22 protein-coding genes are annotated in these 17,050 nt (G+C 44.4%); 4 read left to right on the plus strand and 18 right to left on the minus strand.

The window, feature by feature from the left end; translation table 11 throughout:
• Positions 1–5: 5 nt before the first annotated feature.
• The 8 genes from GPK60_RS08315 to GPK60_RS08350 form a co-directional block, all read right to left on the minus strand.
• The gene (locus tag GPK60_RS08315) at positions 6–236 is read right to left on the minus strand and encodes a hypothetical protein (protein ID WP_055145317.1); all 231 of its coding nucleotides are present in this window, start codon (positions 234–236) and stop codon (positions 6–8) included.
• A 164-nt stretch (positions 237–400) separates the two neighbouring features.
• The gene (locus GPK60_RS08320; RefSeq protein WP_055145756.1) at positions 401–589 is read right to left on the minus strand and encodes a hypothetical protein; all 189 of its coding nucleotides are present in this window, start codon (positions 587–589) and stop codon (positions 401–403) included.
• 203 nt (positions 590–792) lie between these two features.
• Positions 793–1,167: a hypothetical protein gene (locus tag GPK60_RS08325; RefSeq protein ID WP_055145314.1), complete on the minus strand. Its 375-nt coding sequence runs from the start codon at positions 1,165–1,167 to the stop codon at positions 793–795.
• Positions 1,164–2,093 carry a ParM/StbA family protein gene (locus GPK60_RS08330; RefSeq protein WP_055145311.1) on the minus strand — a complete coding sequence of 310 codons (930 nt, stop codon included), beginning with the start codon at positions 2,091–2,093 and terminating at the stop codon, positions 1,164–1,166. The genes GPK60_RS08325 and GPK60_RS08330 overlap by 4 nt, the downstream gene beginning before the upstream one ends.
• A 283-nt stretch (positions 2,094–2,376) precedes the next feature.
• Entirely contained in the window at positions 2,377–3,681 is a 1,305-nt protein-coding gene (locus GPK60_RS08335) for a phage/plasmid primase, P4 family (RefSeq protein ID WP_055145753.1), read from the minus strand.
• Positions 3,665–4,300, minus strand: coding sequence for a CHC2 zinc finger domain-containing protein (locus tag GPK60_RS08340; protein WP_055145308.1), 636 nt, complete (start codon positions 4,298–4,300; stop codon positions 3,665–3,667). Before GPK60_RS08340 ends, GPK60_RS08335 begins: the two co-directional genes overlap by 17 nt.
• 83 nt (positions 4,301–4,383) lie before the next feature.
• Complete coding sequence (locus tag GPK60_RS08345; protein ID WP_055145306.1) at positions 4,384–6,432, minus strand: recombinase family protein; 2,049 nt, start codon at positions 6,430–6,432, stop codon at positions 4,384–4,386.
• Positions 6,429–6,638, minus strand: a complete 210-nt coding sequence (locus GPK60_RS08350; protein ID WP_055145303.1) for a transposon-encoded TnpW family protein — start codon at positions 6,636–6,638, stop codon at positions 6,429–6,431. The genes GPK60_RS08345 and GPK60_RS08350 overlap by 4 nt, the downstream gene beginning before the upstream one ends.
• A gap of 250 nt (positions 6,639–6,888) precedes the next feature.
• Here GPK60_RS08350 and GPK60_RS08355 point away from each other — a divergent pair, with 250 nt between their 5' ends.
• The 3 genes from GPK60_RS08355 to GPK60_RS08365 are packed head-to-tail and all read left to right on the plus strand — an operon-like array spanning position 6,889 to position 10,101.
• Positions 6,889–7,767, plus strand: a complete 879-nt coding sequence (locus GPK60_RS08355; RefSeq protein WP_055145300.1) for a hypothetical protein — start codon at positions 6,889–6,891, stop codon at positions 7,765–7,767.
• A gap of 47 nt (positions 7,768–7,814) precedes the next feature.
• The gene (locus GPK60_RS08360) at positions 7,815–8,741 is read left to right on the plus strand and encodes a hypothetical protein (RefSeq protein WP_215632688.1); all 927 of its coding nucleotides are present in this window, start codon (positions 7,815–7,817) and stop codon (positions 8,739–8,741) included.
• Positions 8,734–10,101, plus strand: coding sequence for an ATP-binding protein (locus GPK60_RS08365; RefSeq protein WP_215632689.1), 1,368 nt, complete (start codon positions 8,734–8,736; stop codon positions 10,099–10,101). Before GPK60_RS08360 ends, GPK60_RS08365 begins: the two co-directional genes overlap by 8 nt.
• A gap of 60 nt (positions 10,102–10,161) precedes the next feature.
• Here GPK60_RS08365 and GPK60_RS08370 read toward each other — a convergent pair whose 3' ends face one another.
• The 5 genes from GPK60_RS08370 to GPK60_RS08390 form a co-directional block, all read right to left on the minus strand.
• The gene (locus GPK60_RS08370; RefSeq protein ID WP_055145291.1) at positions 10,162–10,533 is read right to left on the minus strand and encodes a TnpV protein; all 372 of its coding nucleotides are present in this window, start codon (positions 10,531–10,533) and stop codon (positions 10,162–10,164) included.
• A gap of 95 nt (positions 10,534–10,628) precedes the next feature.
• On the minus strand, positions 10,629–10,778 hold the full coding sequence (locus tag GPK60_RS08375; protein WP_215659289.1) for a hypothetical protein: 150 nt from the start codon (positions 10,776–10,778) through the stop codon (positions 10,629–10,631).
• A gap of 81 nt (positions 10,779–10,859) precedes the next feature.
• A complete protein-coding gene (locus tag GPK60_RS08380; RefSeq protein WP_006857573.1) occupies positions 10,860–11,003 on the minus strand; it encodes a hypothetical protein in 144 nt (47 codons plus the stop codon).
• A 383-nt stretch (positions 11,004–11,386) separates the two neighbouring features.
• Positions 11,387–11,623, minus strand: coding sequence for a helix-turn-helix domain-containing protein (locus GPK60_RS08385; protein ID WP_199588481.1), 237 nt, complete (start codon positions 11,621–11,623; stop codon positions 11,387–11,389).
• Between the two features lie 4 nt (positions 11,624–11,627).
• Positions 11,628–12,047: a sigma factor-like helix-turn-helix DNA-binding protein gene (locus GPK60_RS08390; protein ID WP_008704153.1), complete on the minus strand. Its 420-nt coding sequence runs from the start codon at positions 12,045–12,047 to the stop codon at positions 11,628–11,630.
• 562 nt (positions 12,048–12,609) lie between these two features.
• Here GPK60_RS08390 and GPK60_RS08395 point away from each other — a divergent pair.
• Entirely contained in the window at positions 12,610–12,966 is a 357-nt protein-coding gene (locus GPK60_RS08395) for a helix-turn-helix domain-containing protein (RefSeq protein ID WP_006857575.1), read from the plus strand.
• 108 nt (positions 12,967–13,074) lie between these two features.
• Here the strand turns inward: GPK60_RS08395 and GPK60_RS08400 are convergent, their stop codons facing one another.
• The 5 genes from GPK60_RS08400 to GPK60_RS08420 all read right to left on the minus strand — a co-directional run bounded on the left by GPK60_RS08400 (position 13,075) and on the right by GPK60_RS08420 (position 16,946).
• The gene (locus tag GPK60_RS08400) at positions 13,075–13,248 is read right to left on the minus strand and encodes a cysteine-rich KTR domain-containing protein (RefSeq protein WP_215659283.1); all 174 of its coding nucleotides are present in this window, start codon (positions 13,246–13,248) and stop codon (positions 13,075–13,077) included.
• A 19-nt stretch (positions 13,249–13,267) separates the two neighbouring features.
• Complete coding sequence (locus GPK60_RS08405) at positions 13,268–13,780, minus strand: membrane lipoprotein lipid attachment site-containing protein (RefSeq protein ID WP_139009686.1); 513 nt, start codon at positions 13,778–13,780, stop codon at positions 13,268–13,270.
• 50 nt (positions 13,781–13,830) lie between these two features.
• Entirely contained in the window at positions 13,831–15,165 is a 1,335-nt protein-coding gene (locus GPK60_RS08410; protein ID WP_215659285.1) for a HAMP domain-containing sensor histidine kinase, read from the minus strand.
• Complete coding sequence (locus GPK60_RS08415; protein WP_171054372.1) at positions 15,153–15,827, minus strand: response regulator transcription factor; 675 nt, start codon at positions 15,825–15,827, stop codon at positions 15,153–15,155. Before GPK60_RS08415 ends, GPK60_RS08410 begins: the two co-directional genes overlap by 13 nt.
• A 216-nt stretch (positions 15,828–16,043) precedes the next feature.
• Positions 16,044–16,946 carry a conjugal transfer protein gene (locus tag GPK60_RS08420; protein WP_139009689.1) on the minus strand — a complete coding sequence of 301 codons (903 nt, stop codon included), beginning with the start codon at positions 16,944–16,946 and terminating at the stop codon, positions 16,044–16,046.
• Positions 16,947–17,050: the final 104 nt, after the last annotated feature.

A 17,050-nucleotide genomic window follows, 5' to 3' on the forward strand; every position in this document is an offset into this window, starting at 1 on the left:
TGCGTTCACCTCGATTCGTATTTTGTGAGGGGGTGGTAAAACGCCACCCCTTGGTTTCTGTTTCTCTTTGCAAAGAGAAAATGGGCTGCATTGCTGCCCATATCTGCGATAAAGCTGCCGGTGGCAGGTTTTCGCAGGCAGGAGGCGGGCAGAGTATCTGCCGGATTGGTGCGACAAGCAGCAATCTCTGCATCAGCAGAAGCGCCGACTGCACAGGGAATGCTGACTTGCGGCATTTCCTGCCCTCTCTGGAGAAGTGTCCGATGGACAGTTCGTGAAGAGCGCACGAGCCCGACCAACGGAAGGGATACCACCGCCTGCTTCGCAGGTGGTGAGTAAGTGCGCCCTTCGGGATAAAAAAGGAAGGGACGCCCCGGTTGCCCGGAACGCCCCTCGCAGATTAGTGTAGCTTCTCATATAACAAGTCCTCTAATTTTTCAAGCTCCATTTGCTGAGCCTCTGGAAATACTTTCTCCAAAACAGCGCCCTCCTGAATCAAGCGTCTGGTACGGGCCTTTCGCTCTTTCGCCCGATCCCGCATTTGTGCCTCCTCCAATCGGTGCTTGGCCTGCAATTCTTCCTTGGTCATGATCTTTTTATTTGCCATATCTGGCTCCTTTCTGCCGCTGGGCGGCTTCGTGATAGTAAAAAGCAGGGAACTGGTATCACACAGATACCAACTCCCTGCAGAACTGATGGTAAATTGTTTTCCTCATTCTGAGAATTGCCAATTTGGTAGCAAAGACGGATTGTATTGCCACCAACATAGTAGTAAAATCAAGAAAAGTAATTTCAAAAGCCGTCTGCAAAATCCAGCGCAGCTGAAATGTCCTCCTCGGTTTCCTCCGAAACAAGAGCAGCGGCAGGCTGTGCGCTCTGCATAAGCTGTAGGATACCGCCAAGGCTTACCGGCGTACAGCTCTGCAAGCTGCGTGAGATGGTATCCTCGATCCGGCTGAGGAAAGCGTCCTCCTTCTCCCGTGTTTCCAGATAGGGATCATCGGCAAGCTGCTTGCTACGGTCAAAGTAAGCGTTGACCGCCGAAACGACTGCCTTGCTGACTGAACGATATTCTCGCCTGTCAAGGCTCTGCAAATGCTCCCACGCCCTGCGGTCTGCTTCGTTCTCCAGATTCAGCCGAAGTGTTGTTGTGTAGATTTGCTTCATACAAGATCGCCTTTCTTTTGCATTTTCTGTGCAGACAGCAGCTCATAGCCCTTGGCTGTGGCGCAGATGTCATCATTGATCATCACCCGGCTGGCATCATATTCTCCGAAATTCTTCACCATGCAGCTTCCACCGCCGACAACATAGAGCCTCATCAGTTCCGGGTCATACTCATGCTCACGCAGTCTGCGGAAGATGCCTGCGGTGTAATCCCTCGCTGTGTTCTGGATAGCAGTTAGGTAGCGTTCGCTGATGTCTGCCGTCCCAAAGCGAATCACACGCTCCAGAATCGTATCATCTACCGATGCGCCAAACTGCCGCATGAGATTTTCCCGGACAGCAATCATGCACTGGTTTGTCCCGTACTTCTCCGTGAAGCACTTCTGAGATAGCGGACGGCGCTCGTTGATATACATGACATTCATCGTTCCGTTGCCAATGTCGCAAAGCATATTGATGCCCTTGAATCCCCGCAGTCTGTCCGCCACAGCGGAGAAGCCCTGCGGGAAGATGTCCGCTCCGGCAAACTCCACATGATAGCTGACACCACGGAAAATGAAATCCGCCATTTCATTCTGCAACAGGTACGCCTTGAAGCTATCCTTCTGTTCGCTGACCCAAGTAAGAGGGAGCCCCGCCGCCAAATGCACACGGGCAGAGGTCTGCTTGCGGATATTCAGCTCTCTTGCAATGGCAGCAAGGGTCAGAATATAGTAGTCACCGTCTGTCATTTTGTCAGAGATAAACTCCTTGTGACCTTCGCCCACGGTGTAATAGCTGCCGTTGTAGACAAGCAGATTGCTTTTGAAGGTCGGCTCCTTGTCAGAGATGATCACGCCCGTAGGAAAGCAGCAATGTGCAGTCTTGATATTCCCATAGCCGTGGTCGATGCCGATGATTATAGGGTTATTGTTCATATAGTTCATAGTTTGTCCTTTCTGCCGCTGTGCGGCCTTGAAAATAGATTGTTTGTGTACGGCTCTGTACGGTAAACGCCAGTGCTGTACGCCGCTGTACACCGATTGGTCTTTGGATTTTGCGTTTGCTTTGTCAAATCGCTGTTTATACCGCAAGAAAATGCGGTAATCGCAGCACATTGCACATAAAGAACGCTGATTTTGCGGTAAAATAGCTTTTTGAAAACGGAGTTGAGAACTGCCGTACATCGTGTACGGCATGTACGGCAGTTTTGAAGTCCAGTTCTCATATTTAATAAGGAAGCAAGTTCATCGCCTCCACTCCGATAAATCCACGCACCCGCTTTCCGGCTGCGTACACATTGTTGGTAGCCTCCACATTATAAAGCCGTTCATTCTGGGCCAGCTCTGAGCTGATACGATTTGCTGACATAGGCTTTTGTGCGTTGTCCTCGCACCAGCGGAGATAGGCTTCATAGATAGCCTTGGAGCTGGCTTCGCTGTCGGCCTTAAAGCGGATATAGCCCTCGGATTGCAAAAACTCGATCACATTGTTGCTGCTGCGCTTTACTGTCTCCATATTTTCTTTGGCTCTATCGCTGATGGTGAACTGATACTCGTTCCCAATCAACCGCCGCAGACCCTCCAGACACCACAAAAAGATGCCCTCACGCTCCTGTGTCAGCTTATCCACCAGAAATGGATCATCGGCTCGTCCTGCTGGCCTGTCCTTGGTGGTCAACACGATCTGCCTGCGGAAGAAGCCGTCTGACTTGTCGTGCAAAGCGGTTAAAGCGCCGTTGCCGAAGCAAAGAAAGCGGACATAAAGCTGGCTCTGATAGCTTTGAACACCCTTGCGTTCCATATCCATCTTGCACTCTGAGGTCACGATGGATTTGATATAGTTGGTCTTGGGCAGGGCACTCATATCCATATCGTCATCCACCATCAGCAGCTTGTTTTCCAGGTCTGCACGGCTGAAACGGTTGTTCTCTACCTTCTGGATGCTGGTGGTATTCATGTTATCTCCCAGCATGGAGCGCATTACAAGTCCGATTCGACTCTTTCCTTCGCCGCCCTTACCAATCATCAGGAGCATTTTCTGCCCCTTTGTGGTAGGCAATAGGCAGTAGCCCATATACTCCTGCAAGGTGGGAATGTCCTCCGGGACAAGCAGCTCGGATAAAAATTGCAGCCAGCGCACAGGCGGCGGTGCATCGGGGAGATAGGCCACACTCAGACGGTTGTTGCAATAGCTTTTGTCCTCGGTGAAACGCCCATCCAGAAAGAGTGTCCCGTTTGCCACATGGATACGGTCAGTCTCGATGGGCAGGGGCGGCGAATAGGCTTGCAGCTTGATACTGGCCAGCAGATTTGCCACCACCTTGGAAAGCCCGGAGGTCAGACAGCCGGAGATCTCCTCCAGAATGAGATTGCCGATTTGCGCCTCGTCCTCAATCAGTCCATCCACTGTGAACAGCCTTCCTCTGACACATTTCATGGGATGCTTTTTTAAGAACTGCTGACAAAACAGCACTTCGTTGATGCGTTTTCCATCATACCAATCGGGAATGCTTTCTTCAGGCGGCATAACCATTGGGGTATTCAATTCGTCCATAGGTTTCCTCCTTTCGCAGTTGTTCCAGACGCTCCTTTAGTGCTATGATTTCACCATCCGTCATCCAGTCCTGTACAATTTCCCGACGCTCATAGCTGTCACCAAAGGTGAGAATGTTCAGTTCATATTCAATCTGACTGAGCTTGTGGCAGGCTTCCACGAATAAATCATGGACTGGCTCATCCGGCGTTTGCGGCGCATAGTATGCTTTCCATTCCTCCAAGCAACGGTAATAGTCCGATAAAACAGAAAAGCACAGACGCTCGTTTTCTTTGAGCTTCTGTGCTTCTGTTCGGATACGCTTTGCATTGAGTGCCGCTGCGCTGGGCGGCTTGTCCGGGTCAAGATGAAAGTCTATCACCAGCTTCATGGCTGCGTCGTAGGGCTTGAGATCAAACAACCTTGCAGTGAAGTCAATGACATCTCCATGCTCTCCGCAGGTAAAGCAATAATAATGGTCGTTTGCCACATACAAGCTGGGGTGTCTGTCATTGTGAAAGGGGCAGAGCGCCTTGCCGTGCCGGTTGACCTCAAGGCCATACGCCTGTGCCGCTTCCCGCAGGCTGACGTTGTTTTTTACGGTTTCGAATAAATTCATGTGTCCTCCTTTGCGTAGAAAAAGCGGCTTGCCCTGATATAAGGCAAACCGCTTCCTCAAAATTTATTGTTTTATTGGAAATATTAAGCCGGAGAGGTAACTGTCTCCGCTGCCAGTTTTTCCTTCCTGTTCGCTGCATTGCGAACCCGCTGGCCTTTGATATGCCCCTCATATCGGCACTCATCACTGCAATACTTGACATTGCTTCTTGTGGTGGAAAAGGTCTTACCGCAGTTTTCACAAGTGCAGTCACGCCGCCTGTTTTCTGCCGCTTCCTGCCGGTAGAACTTCGCCCGGCAATTCGGTCCGCAGAACATAGCAGCCGAGCTTTTGGATTCAAATCCCTGACCGCAGCACTTACAGGTTAGCTGAAAAGGCTGCCCAACGGTGTGCTTCCCGGCCTTAATCAACTGATAGCGCTCCCGGCTTTTGATGCGATGCTGGCGTAGCTGCTCCTGCCGCTTGATTTCCTCTGCTGTCAGCTCCGGGGCAGGAAGTTCAAACTTTCCGATGAATTTCAGGAAGATTTCTACCTCCTGCGTTCTGTCCCCGTCGATGCGCTCCGGGGCATGAACGATGATTTTATCAATAAATTCATTGATCATCGGTGTAGTCAGCTCGGAGAAATCGGTGTACTTTTCTGCCAAAGCAAGGAACTGCTCTACACGGGCAGTATCTTCCTCATAGCTCGTCAGGCTTTCCTCCGTTTCTGCAATCTGTGCGGAAAGGTTTTTCTGTTCGACTTCGTACTCAGCAAGCAGGCTGTCAAAGCGTTCCTCAGAAATTCGGCCTACGGCAAAGGATTCATAGAGCTTTTTAATGATCGTATCCAGCTCACTGTGGCGCTTACGGTCTTTGTTCAGCTTTCGTTTGGCATCTTTGGCCGCCTCCACCTGCCTGACCTGTGAAGCGGCTCGTATCTTCTCGGTGAATTTTTCCCGATCTGCTATGGCAAGCTGGCTGACAGTGCGGATTGTCTCTAAAATAAGGATACGCAGCGACTTAGTGGTAATATAGTGCCCGCAGCAGTCCTTTCCATGCTTCTGATGTGCCAGTGTATAAGAGGAGCAGTCAAAGAAATCCGACGGATACGGAGTGCCTTCTGTACCGCCTCTGGAACGATGATTATACATCTTTGCGCCGCAGTCCGCACAGTATAAAAGCCCGGTCAGGGGATTGGCTTCGCCTATGGTATCAATACGCCGTGGCGTTTTCCGCAGTTGCTGAGCAAGCTCCCATGTTTCCGGCTCGATAATGGCCTCATGGGTGTTCTCGAAGATCAGCCAGTCCTCCTTGGGATTAGGAATAGAGGTCTTGTCCTTATATGACAGCTTGTGGGAACGGAAATTGACCGTATGCCCCATATACTCAGGCTTAGACAATATCTGCCCCACAATATAGCCGCTCCAGTTATAAGGATATGCGAACTCGGTCTTACTTTTCCAAACGCCAATGCCTTTCCTTGCAAAATAGACCGCCGGAGCTTCTACCTTATCTTCAAAAAGGATTCTGGCAATGTCATAGGGGCCTTTTCCCTCGATGGTCAGACGGAAGATGCGCCGCACAACGGCGGCGGCCTCCTCGTCAATCAACCAATGGTGCTTGTCGTTCGGGTCTTTCTTATAGCCGTAGATGGCACTGTTGGTGGTAGGCTTGCCTGATTCCCCCTTCACACGGATAGCGGTTTTCTGCTTGCGGCTCAGATCACGCAAGTACCACTCGTTCATGATGTTGAGGAACGGAGCAAATTCATTGCTGTTCTGGTCGTTGCTGTCCACGCTGTTGGCGATGGCAATAAAATGAATGCCATGCTGACGGAACATAACCTCCGTGTAAAAGCCGGTCTGCAAGTAGTCACGTCCGATTCGGGACATATCCTTTACGATCACACGAGCCACCTTGCCAGCTTCAATGTCTGCCACCAGCTTTTTCCATGCCGGTCTTTCAAATGTGCCGCCTGAGAATCCGTCGTCCGTGTAATGGGCAAAGTTTGTGTACCCCTGCTGTGCGCAATAGCCCTCCAAGTATTTCTTTTGATTCACAATGGAGTTGCTATCCCCAATCTGGTCATCGTCACGGGAAAGTCGTTCGTATAAGGCGGTGATCTTGTCCTCAGTCTGAATGATGCTCATGATGCGCTCCTTTCAGACTGACGGCTCATTTGTGGTACACCAATTATATCACAAGTTCCGTCGTTTGTAACTACTTCGTTGCGTATCATTCGTAAAATTTTATCCTCCATTGTCTCTTTCCCACTTTCACTGAAAGCGACTCTCACCTTGTAGGTGGTGCCGCCAATACGTCTTATCATATACTGTGCCTGTTTGTTTTTATCCATAGCGTTCCTCCTTGAAAAATTCATGTTCGTTTGATATACTAATGGTGGTTCCGACTGATGTAAGTCGGTGGCATCTTGTGTCATGTTTCATAAAGCTACCGCAACTTGCGTCCTCCTTTCTCTTGATACGGGTTGAAAAAGTAACCTAAATAACCGCTTATCAGATTACCCTCTCACTAATAGGAGAAATCCGGGGTGTAAATCGGAACTGTTTTTGAAAGAAATTCAAAAAATTTTCGGAGGTGAGGTCATGACAGATGAAAATAGAACATTTCTCCTGTTCCCGGATGACGGTGATGACCTAACCGAATGGGATGAAGCCTCCGATCTGACGATACAAAACGAGCAGTTAGAGGAAATCCTCTCCGAAGAACGAGCCTTAGAGCTGGAAAGAGAGCTGGAGCAGGACGAAAACCCAAGGGACTACACCGTAGAACTGGAGGACGAAGAGGAAGAAGCTGCTCCTGTCAGCGAAAAACGCTTAAAGCGCCAGATACGGGCAGAGGCGTTGGCACGGCTGGAGGATGCTGCAAGAACAGAGGACGACTTTCGATACGTTGTCAGCGAATGGGACAGGTTGGATCGGAATCGGGAACGACGGGAGCGTGACCATGAAAATCTCCGGGGAGATGTTCCGTTAGAATACATGGCAGTTCCCAATCCGAAGATGATTCCGCTGTATTTGAATCTGCCACGATACCGCCAGCTTGCCAGCGGCAATTTTCTGGATATCATTTTTTCTTGCCCCTATGAACTGCATGAGTTGGTTGCAAGCTCATTTATTTCTGAGCTGATACGCAGCCTTACCATTGATCAGAAGGAAGTGCTGTATTACCTGTCCATCCGGCAGTACAGCACCATACAGGTGGGTATGATACGGGGACAGACAGACCGAAACATTAGAAAGCTCCGAAAGAATATCCACAAGAAGCTGCAAAGAGCGGTTTATGATTACCTTTTGGAAAAACAGAACGACTGTGGAAGCCTAACGCTGCGGGAACGGCAGTTCTTAGAGGAATATGGGCTTTTGCTGAAAGCCTATGGCAAGGACGCCGTTATCCTCCGGGAGAACAAATCAAAGCCGAGGAAAAAGAAAGCTGCCCTTGGCAGCAGCAAGGACAGCGAATGATCTGATTGAATTTGATAAGCAGATGACCGAAAGGAAGGATTTGCGTTATGAATACATTTTTTGAGCAATCCCGTTCCCATTGGGTGCGGTATGAACGCTATGAAATCAAAACAGGCAAGGACGGGAAGAAATACATCACCCCGGCAAAGGATGCCAGGCCGGATGTCTATAACCCACTCAAGGAAGCCCCGGACATTGTGCTGGATGCTCTGAATGTGGGGATGCTGATGATGAACGGCAAGAAAAGCTCTGAGCCAGAGGTAGAAAAGGCAATCTTGGAATTTATTACCCACTATGGGCTGCTGGGCCTGATGACGGCCCTGCCCACCACGCCGTCCTTTATGGATTATGAGGCGGTATATCTGCCAAAGAACCATTTTATCAAGGAAGAAACGATGGAGACGGAGAAGTATCTGTCCCTGTTTTACCCCTTTGATAGGCTGGATGTGGTCAAGAACGGTGTGGAATCCAGTTGGAATGTGTCCAGCGACCGGGCAATGATTGCACTGACCATGACCTTTATGGACGAGCCGATGGCAAAGACCATGAGCTTCCAGCGGGCGTATGCAGAGCCTTACGATTGGGTGGCACAGCAACTCAAGGATTGGGCATTTAATATGCTGACCTCTTTCTTCTATTATAATGACTATGATTCCATGGAGGAAGAAAGCCGGAATATGCTGCGTAAGTCTATGGCTGCATTTGGCGGCATTGCACCCACCTATCATATAGAGCTGTTGGATAGGCCAACGATCTATTGGGATTTCCATTCCCTGCTGTTGGGGATTCAGATGATGTTCAGCTTCATGCTGGTGGACAGCACAAAGCCGTTGCGGATGTGCAAGCAGTGTCAGAAAGTGTTCCTGAGTAACCGGGCTAACTCCGCTTTTTGCAGTGCAAGGTGTAAAAATCAGTATAATGTTTATAAGAGCCGGGGAAAGAATAAATCAGAGGATGGTGATAATAATGCCTGAAAATCAGAACATAGAATGGAAAGCTAAGTGGAAGGATGACTATCTGGAATGGATTTGCGGCTTCGCCAATGCACAGGGCGGCAAGATTTATATTGGCTGTGACGATGATGGAAAAGTTATCGGCCTGCCCAATATCCGCAAGCTGCTGGAGGATGTTCCAAACAAAATCCGAAATGCCATGAGCATCGTGGTGGATGTCAATCAGCTGGAGCGTGACGGGAAAGAATATCTGGAAATCGTTGTTCCACCATATCCCGTTGCCATAAACTGCAAAGGTGTCTATTATTATAGAAGCGGCAGCACCATGCAGACCCTTTCTGGCCCAGAACTGGAGAGCTTCATTCTACGCAAACGTGGTGCTTCGTGGGATAATATGCCCTTGCCGGGATTTACGTTGGATGATATTGATGATGAGTTGGTCAAGAGATTCAAGACCCTTGCCGCCAAGAAGGGCCGGATCGACCAAAGCGTTTTAGACGAGGACAAAGCGGATTTAATGGAAAAGCTGCGTCTGACCAATGCCGGGTATTATACCAACGCAGCGATGCTGCTGTTCTGCAAAGACCCTGACCGCTGGCAGCTGGGCGCATACACAAAAATCGGCTTTTTCGAGAATGATGCCGATCTCCGTTATCAGGATGAAATTCACGGCTCCTTGTTGGAACAGATTGACAAGATCATTGAAGTCATCCATCTGAAATATATGAAAGCGAAAATCACTTACGAAGGGATGCAGCGCATTGAGCGTTATTTTGTTCCCGACGCTGCCCTGCGTGAAGCCCTTCTTAACGCTCTATGCCACAAGCAATATGAAAGCGGCGTTCCGATTCAGATCAGCGTGTATGAGGATAAGCTGTATATCGCTAACTGTGGTAGGCTTCCAGACAACTGGACGGCAGACAGCCTGATGTCCAAACACGCATCCCGCCCTTACAACACGGCGATTGCGAATGTGTATTATTTGACCGGCTTCATCGAGAGCTGGGGACGTGGTATTGAGAAAATCTGTCAGGCTTGCAAGGAAGATGGAAGCCCGCTTCCTGCGTACACCGTGCATCCCGGCGATATTATGATTCAGTTTACAGCGTCAGAGGATCGGGTTATTCGATCTGCCACCTACAAGGTGACAGAAAAGGTAACAGAAAAGGTAACAGAAAAGGTAACAGAAACCTTGGATGAAAAATCCATGCAAATTCTGGCCCTGATTTCCGAAGATCCTGCATACACATCTACCACCATAGCAGATAAGCTATCTATCAGCAGAAAAACAGTTTCTCAGCGTCTGAAGGAGCTGAAGGAAAAAGGAATCATCGAGCGCATCGGGTCTGACCGAAAAGGCTACTGGAATATAAAGAGCTAAGTGATACAGAATTAGCCCCACACCAGCGTTCATTCATGCTGATGCGGGGCTAACATGTGTTTAGCAATATACAAGCTCCGTCAGAACAATTTCCTCTGCACGGTTATGAATGTTGTTCATGCGCCGTACCCATTCCATTTGATCGGTAGCTTTAAGTGCCTCGGTCACACCTTCCAGTCGTGCCATAGCTTCGCACATGATCTCCATACGCTGATTGCAGGATTTGTCTATCTCTGCAAGATGTTCATGCAGGGTGCAGCTTGTTAGGTAGTGTGCATAAAGGACGGGACGATGCTCTTTCAAGTAGCGGCGGCGCATACGGCCATACTTACCGATCTGATATTCCTCGGTCTCCGGCAGCGCAAGGTCGGGGATATAGTAATCGCCAACCTTCGTATATGTGCCGCCCATTTCTTCAAAAATAGACTTCATTTTCATGCTCCCTTCGTGCTAAAATGTCAGCAGTTATGCGGATTTTTTTCCTTTCCCACAACTGCCAGACCAATTCACCACAAATGAGCCGCCAGTCATGTAATAGTATTAGGCGGTAGAAACCACCCTCTACATATTACATCTTGATTCTGAATACTGTTACTGTCGTCTGTTTCTGATTGTTTGTTTCTATCTTCCTCTGATAAGCGGCAATAAATAGCAACTCTTGATTTTGATTCTATCATGCTTCGTTCTCCTTTTTGAGAAGACGAAACAAACTATCTCTACATAATGTTATTATAACATCTTGTAGGATAGTTTGTCTATCATCTGGCAGGAGTTGCCCTTCCTTTATTTTTTTCATATTGATTTATCAACTCTATCCATTTTAGAGTAAATGCTTTTGTAAACGCCGCTTTATCACAATTTTTAAAAACATTCTTGCAAACTACCTTTGCGTCATTTGCCATTGAACCACCTCACTACAATATATTTACAAAGTATGCAAAAATGCTTGTACATTATGAAAGAATTTGTCTATAAAGTAAGAAGTAATCAGATGGCTTTGGAAAGCTCCACTGGAATTTCACCATTCCCATTCTGATGGGTGAACCGCACCATGCGAGTGTATCATTATTCTGATATACGGGTCATGGCAGCAACTTTTCCAACAGTCGCTTACAGATCACTGGCGTGGTCGCTCGCTTCTTTATCCCTCCTTTTCATGGGTCATGGCGTTCCAGTCCGTCGGCTCACCGCATATCAAACGTATCTGATTACTTTATTCAATTTTCAAAGAACACTTGTAAAACGGAGCTGGAATGAGGTGGTATCACACTCCGTATATATTCGCTTATTTCACTCTGACTTCAAAACCTAGAATTGCTTTAATAAGGGCAGCTCTAATTCTGCCTTTCAGTTCCATATCGACCACAATATACATATTTCCGTGTTCATCATAGAACGGGCGTAAACTTGCTTTTGATATGTAAGCGTCATAGTGATTTAAAATTTTCTCTATTGCCACTTCGTCGCCATCAGCAGCTAAACTGATTGTGGAGAATAGAGGACACTTTTTTGTAGACTTCATCATGTTATAATTCCTCCTCGTACATATCTCTAATGAGCTTTAGTGAACACATTCTGTTTCTATAAACAGAGTTTCTGGAAATATCCAAAATCTCTGCGATTTCTGCGTCTGGTAATTCCAGAAAGTAGAACATCAACACAACATTGCGTCGTCTTTCACTTAATTTTTTGATTGCTTCACATAATTTCTCATCATAGACACGAACTTCTGTACCGAACACATCAAAGGAAGTAAATTCAAGCGAGTATTCGTCCGATACACCCAGCTGGTTTAATTCCAGCTCTGGTATTTCACAGAAAGATATTTCATGCTTTGCACGTCTGGCAAGTTCTTTGTTGTAGTTCTTTACAGTTCTGCCAATCACCTTACGAGCCAGACAGTCAAATTGAAGTCTTATAGCGTTCTCAAATGAAGAAGGTTTCATAATCTCACCTCCTTTCAAGTTGAAGTTGCTAAAGCGAAAAGGCTTTTTACCTCTTTCCGCACTAACACTCAACACGGAGGGGCGATTTGTAACCCGAATCAGAAAAAAATCAAAAAATTTTTTAAAGTAGCAAAAAAGCACAAGAGCAATACTGACGTGCTGTTCTTGTGCCTTATAAATTGTTCCTGCTATGTGATGTGAAAAACCATATACAAGAGCGATATAATCCGCAAAAGTTAAACGGATTTTTTTAACAAGCTACCAATGGTCGAATATTGTTGAATGTATAGGCATTCCATGCGGCTACCTCCTGAAGCCGCTAAAACAAAACCAACCAGTAGTTTGTTCACCGTTGGACAAAAATAAAACGGCGGCTGTATGAACCGTCGTTCTATCTAAAAGGACGTATAAAAGCATTACTGCTGACAACGGTTTTTTTTTACCGCCAAGCAGCATATATTGTTATTTACCTGTTTATAGGAACTGATAAACCTTGCAATACGTTTTACTGTACCTGTCACAAATTCTTTAGGAACAGTAAAATGTAGTGAGGTGATTAATTATGCGTAAAACAGAAGATAAATACGATTTCAGAGCCTTTGGTCTTGCCATCAAAGCGGCAAGGATGAAACAAGGTCTGACCCGTGAACAGGTGGGAGCAAAAATTGAAATTGACCCACGCTATCTGACGAATATTGAGAATAAAGGGCAGCACCCAAGTTTACAGGTGTTTTATGACCTTGTAACTCTACTTAATGTGTCTGTTGATGAAATTTTCCTGCCGACCAGTGACAAAGTAAAAAGCACTCGCCGCAGACAGTTGGAACAACAGCTTGATACTTTCGACGACAAAGATATGGTTGTCATGGAGAGCGTCGCTGCTGGTATCATCAAATCAAAGGAAGTGGGGGAAGATTAGTTCCTCCATTTTTATTTGCCTGCCAATCATACGGGATATGATGATAGGTAATAAAAATGAGCCGATAATCTATGAGATATGAAATCCTCTGAATTATCGGCTCTGCATCTAAGTGTCTGGCTCTTTGATTACTATTATTTTTAATTTGCTGGCATTAATTAGGTTTTCCTGTTTGCATTTTGGACAATACAGTGGAAAATTTATCAACTTAGTATCCGTTCTGATTTTTGTTCTTGTTTTATTCTTGCATATAGGACAGTATATCCATTTTGCTGTTCCCATTTGTTTCCTTTCTGATATACTATTTTAATGTAAATTCACATGCCAAATAATAAGTGTCATAATCCCAATCTTTAGGGGATTCGAAATAAGAAATACTTACTATTATTCTATAGTGCCCTGATGGGAGTTCGCCATAAACCGAGGAAATATCAAATGATAAACTTAATCTTTCGGTGGGATTTATAACTGCATCATCTTCGTTATCTTTTGATGGGTCATAAAGTTGAGTTAATTGATACCATGTTTCTGATTGCTCCGCTTCAATTTCAAAATAAGCTTTAGAATAATGATACTCTTTGTTGGAGTTATTTTCTAAAAAAAATTTTGCGTTTTCTAAGTCAGAATACTCTTTTTCACTTGATGTAAGCTCAACATCTGATAAAGTATTAATTTTTTCCTCAGTTCCATAGGACGAAACCTCATAATTCTCTTTGAAATCCTGTGATGATATTATTTCTTCATCTGATGTTGAATTGCACCCGGACAAAATGCTTGTGACAGTTATTAAAATAATACAGATAATTTTTTTCATAATCGAAACCTCCTTTATAAGTGCTTAATGCAATTATATGGGGAAAATGTCTATTTTTCATCAACATATGCAATTTTTATACAAGCTGTAACACAGGCTCCCCCCTTATGATTATTTGAAATTTTTATTGTACCTCCATGCCTTTCACATAATATTTTACAAATGTTTAATCCCAGACCTAGATGTTCAGACGTAGTATCTTGCGATGGTTTATAAAATGGTAATGTTACACGTTCTATATCCGTACTTTTGAAACCACAGCCATCGTCAGAGACCGTAATCAATAAAAATTCCTCCTGTTTATTTACATCAATAGCTATCATCGACTTAGCATATCTAATGCTATTAGACAACAGGTTTTCATAAATTTGTATGATAATTTCAAGATTGATAAATAGAGTTTGCTGTTTATTACAATTTGTTTTAATCGTATATTCTATATCAGAACAGAGCATTTCCGTTGTATTTGATAAGGTTTTTAATAAGAAGTCAAAGTTTATGTTTTCTTTTTCGATTTCTATATCTTCTAAACGGTATAAGTTTGTCATAGCACTAACGTATTTTTCAAGCCGTTCCACATTGTTGCGTACTGTTGATAATTCGTCGAGTACCTCCTGTTGAGAAACTAATCCTTTGGGAATAAATGATAACAACATTGTGGTATGTCCTTTTAGTATTGTTAAAGGCGTGCGTAAATCATGTGAAAAAGCAGCATTTAATCTCCTTTGTTCAGTAAATTGCCGTATCATTTTTTGGTTGTTTTGATATAAACAATTTTTCATCTTCTCAAATGCAAGACACAGCCTCCCCATCTCGTCTTTATAAGGGTAAGGCAACGTAAAATCCAGTTCGTTGTTTTCGACTTTTCTGTATGCATTCGTCAGTAACTTTATGGGTCTTACTAATTTTCGGTTTACAAAGATAGTCACACAAAGAATCATGCTAATTGAAAGAACAATAGGAATGGTGACAATATTAACCACACCTAGAGCAGAATCCACAATTCTATCATGTTTAGTAAACTTTGGTGAAACTTCAATGTAAGAAACATGATTAGGATAAATATATTCTTGTACTGGACGTTCCTTTTGATAGTCTACAACAAAATTACATACTTCCTTTTCACTTGCATTATATATTGTGTATTCTGTTTGGTCTTTGTTATATTTCGCTGTAAATGAACCATTTTCAGGTATATCATACCTTGTTGTCATGTCCTCATATTTATAGTTAAGGTTTATTCTGTAATCATCTACAAGAGTAATAGATATAACACCTATTACAATACCAATCACTAAGGAAATAAGAGCATAAAAAACAAATGAATTTTTAATACTCATGTTGTCAATATAATGCCTTGAAATTTTTCGCTTTACTTTTTCCATTTATATCCGCACCCCCAGACAGTTTCTATATAAGGATTGTCGCCTATAGAAAGGAATTTTGTTCTTATCCGGCGTATATGTTCTGTAATAACAGAATTGTCGCCAGAACCATCTAAGCCCCATACTTTTTCATAAATTGTCTCACGATCAAAAATAATCCCCTTGTTTTGTGAAAGAAATTCAATAATATCAAACTCTTTCTTCGTAAAATTTATTTCAGCATTTCTATAAAAAACAACTCGTGATGAATAATCAATTACTATATTATTATCGAACTGAACTATTGCGGACGAACCATGTCTTTTTTCTCTCCGCAAATGTGCAGCAACTCTGGCTTCTAATTCATCAACGGAGAAAGGCTTTACAACATAGTCGTCACCACCGACAGCAAATCCTTTGATTTTATCACAGTTCTCAATCCGAGCTGTTAAAAAAATAATAGGACAGGACACAAAATTCCTGATTTTTTCACAAATTGTAAAACCATTCATATCTGGCATATTTATATCTAATAAAATAATATCTGGATGTTTTGTGATTGCATTCAGTGCTTCTTTTCCGTTAATTGCTGTGTATACTACATAACCAATTTTGCAAAAATATTGATTTAGCATTGATACAATATCTCTTTCGTCGTCTACAATCAAAATGCTCTGTGCCATATCTCGTTCCTCCTTAGAAATATATCTTATCATTGAAAAAGCAATTTTTTATCAACTATGTCCACATACTACTGTTAAAAATTGATAGATTTTAGCTGTTTTAATTATTATAATCTCTTAAACGAAATGTAACAACTATATTAATCAGCTTGCAAATCATACCGAAATGAGGCTTGCGGAGCATACTATACGGTTTATGACGCAAGCCTTGATTATTTATTCTACAATCTTCCAGTTATCGTCCTTATGTAACACAAGCTCATACTGTGAGATTTGCGTCATTTTCGACTTGTTATCCAGATACTTCACAGACACACTGACCTTGAGGTTATCGCCGTCTTTGGTAAAGACAGGGTTTACCAGTTCCGAAAATACATAGTCGCCGGAAACAGGAGCAAGCACACCGTCTTTGACGTAATAGGCAAGTTCTTTTTCCGTAGCTGTCGGATACAGCTTAAAGAATGTTTCCAAGAAAGCGGTAGCGTCCTTGACTGTGTCGGAACTGACACTGACATCTGCTTCCTGTACTTTCGGTTCATACTTTGATTTCTGTACCGCCGGAGCAAGGGTTGGATTCTGGGTAATGACCATTGCACCGTCCTTATCCACATGAACGGTCACGGTGTAGTTTTCTGTGACTGCCTGTGTCTGTTCTCCCTCTTTTACCTGCTGATCTACTTCGTAGGCAACGGTAAAATCGTCCGTTCCAGACTGCTTTACATTCCAGACCAGCACATTTGTAACAGTCGCACTGGTTGGTATATCTGTTCGGATAGTATCGGCGTTCAAGTCCTGTAATTCTTTGGTAAGGTATTTACTGATTTCTGTTGTCCTTGCTTCAATGGCTTCCTTGCTGGTATCCCATGAGTAGTAGGCTTTCGCAAAGTTCTTGACAAAATTTTCAATCCCGTTGGTGTCGTTCAACTTTAACTGAATGATTTCTTTTTCGTGTACTGTGTGGGTATCAATGGCGGTAAAGTTCTTGTACACGCCAAAGCTGGTGCTTGCAAGAAGTACCGCCCACAACAGCAGGACAGATTTCTTGTGTGTCCCGACTTTCATGGTACGCACTTTCTTTTCTTTGGGTTCTTTCATTGTTTTTTCTTTCTTCTTAAACATATTTCAAGTCCTTTCTATTGCTTAATTCTTCCGGCACAAATGATGTGCTGTTGCCAGTAGGCAGAGGTCAAATCGGTATAGCCGATTGGATTTCCGGCATGATA

Source organism: Ruminococcus sp. MCC718 (genome assembly GCF_018783905.1).
GTDB classification, from domain to species: domain Bacteria; phylum Bacillota; class Clostridia; order Lachnospirales; family Lachnospiraceae; genus Hominisplanchenecus; species Hominisplanchenecus faecis.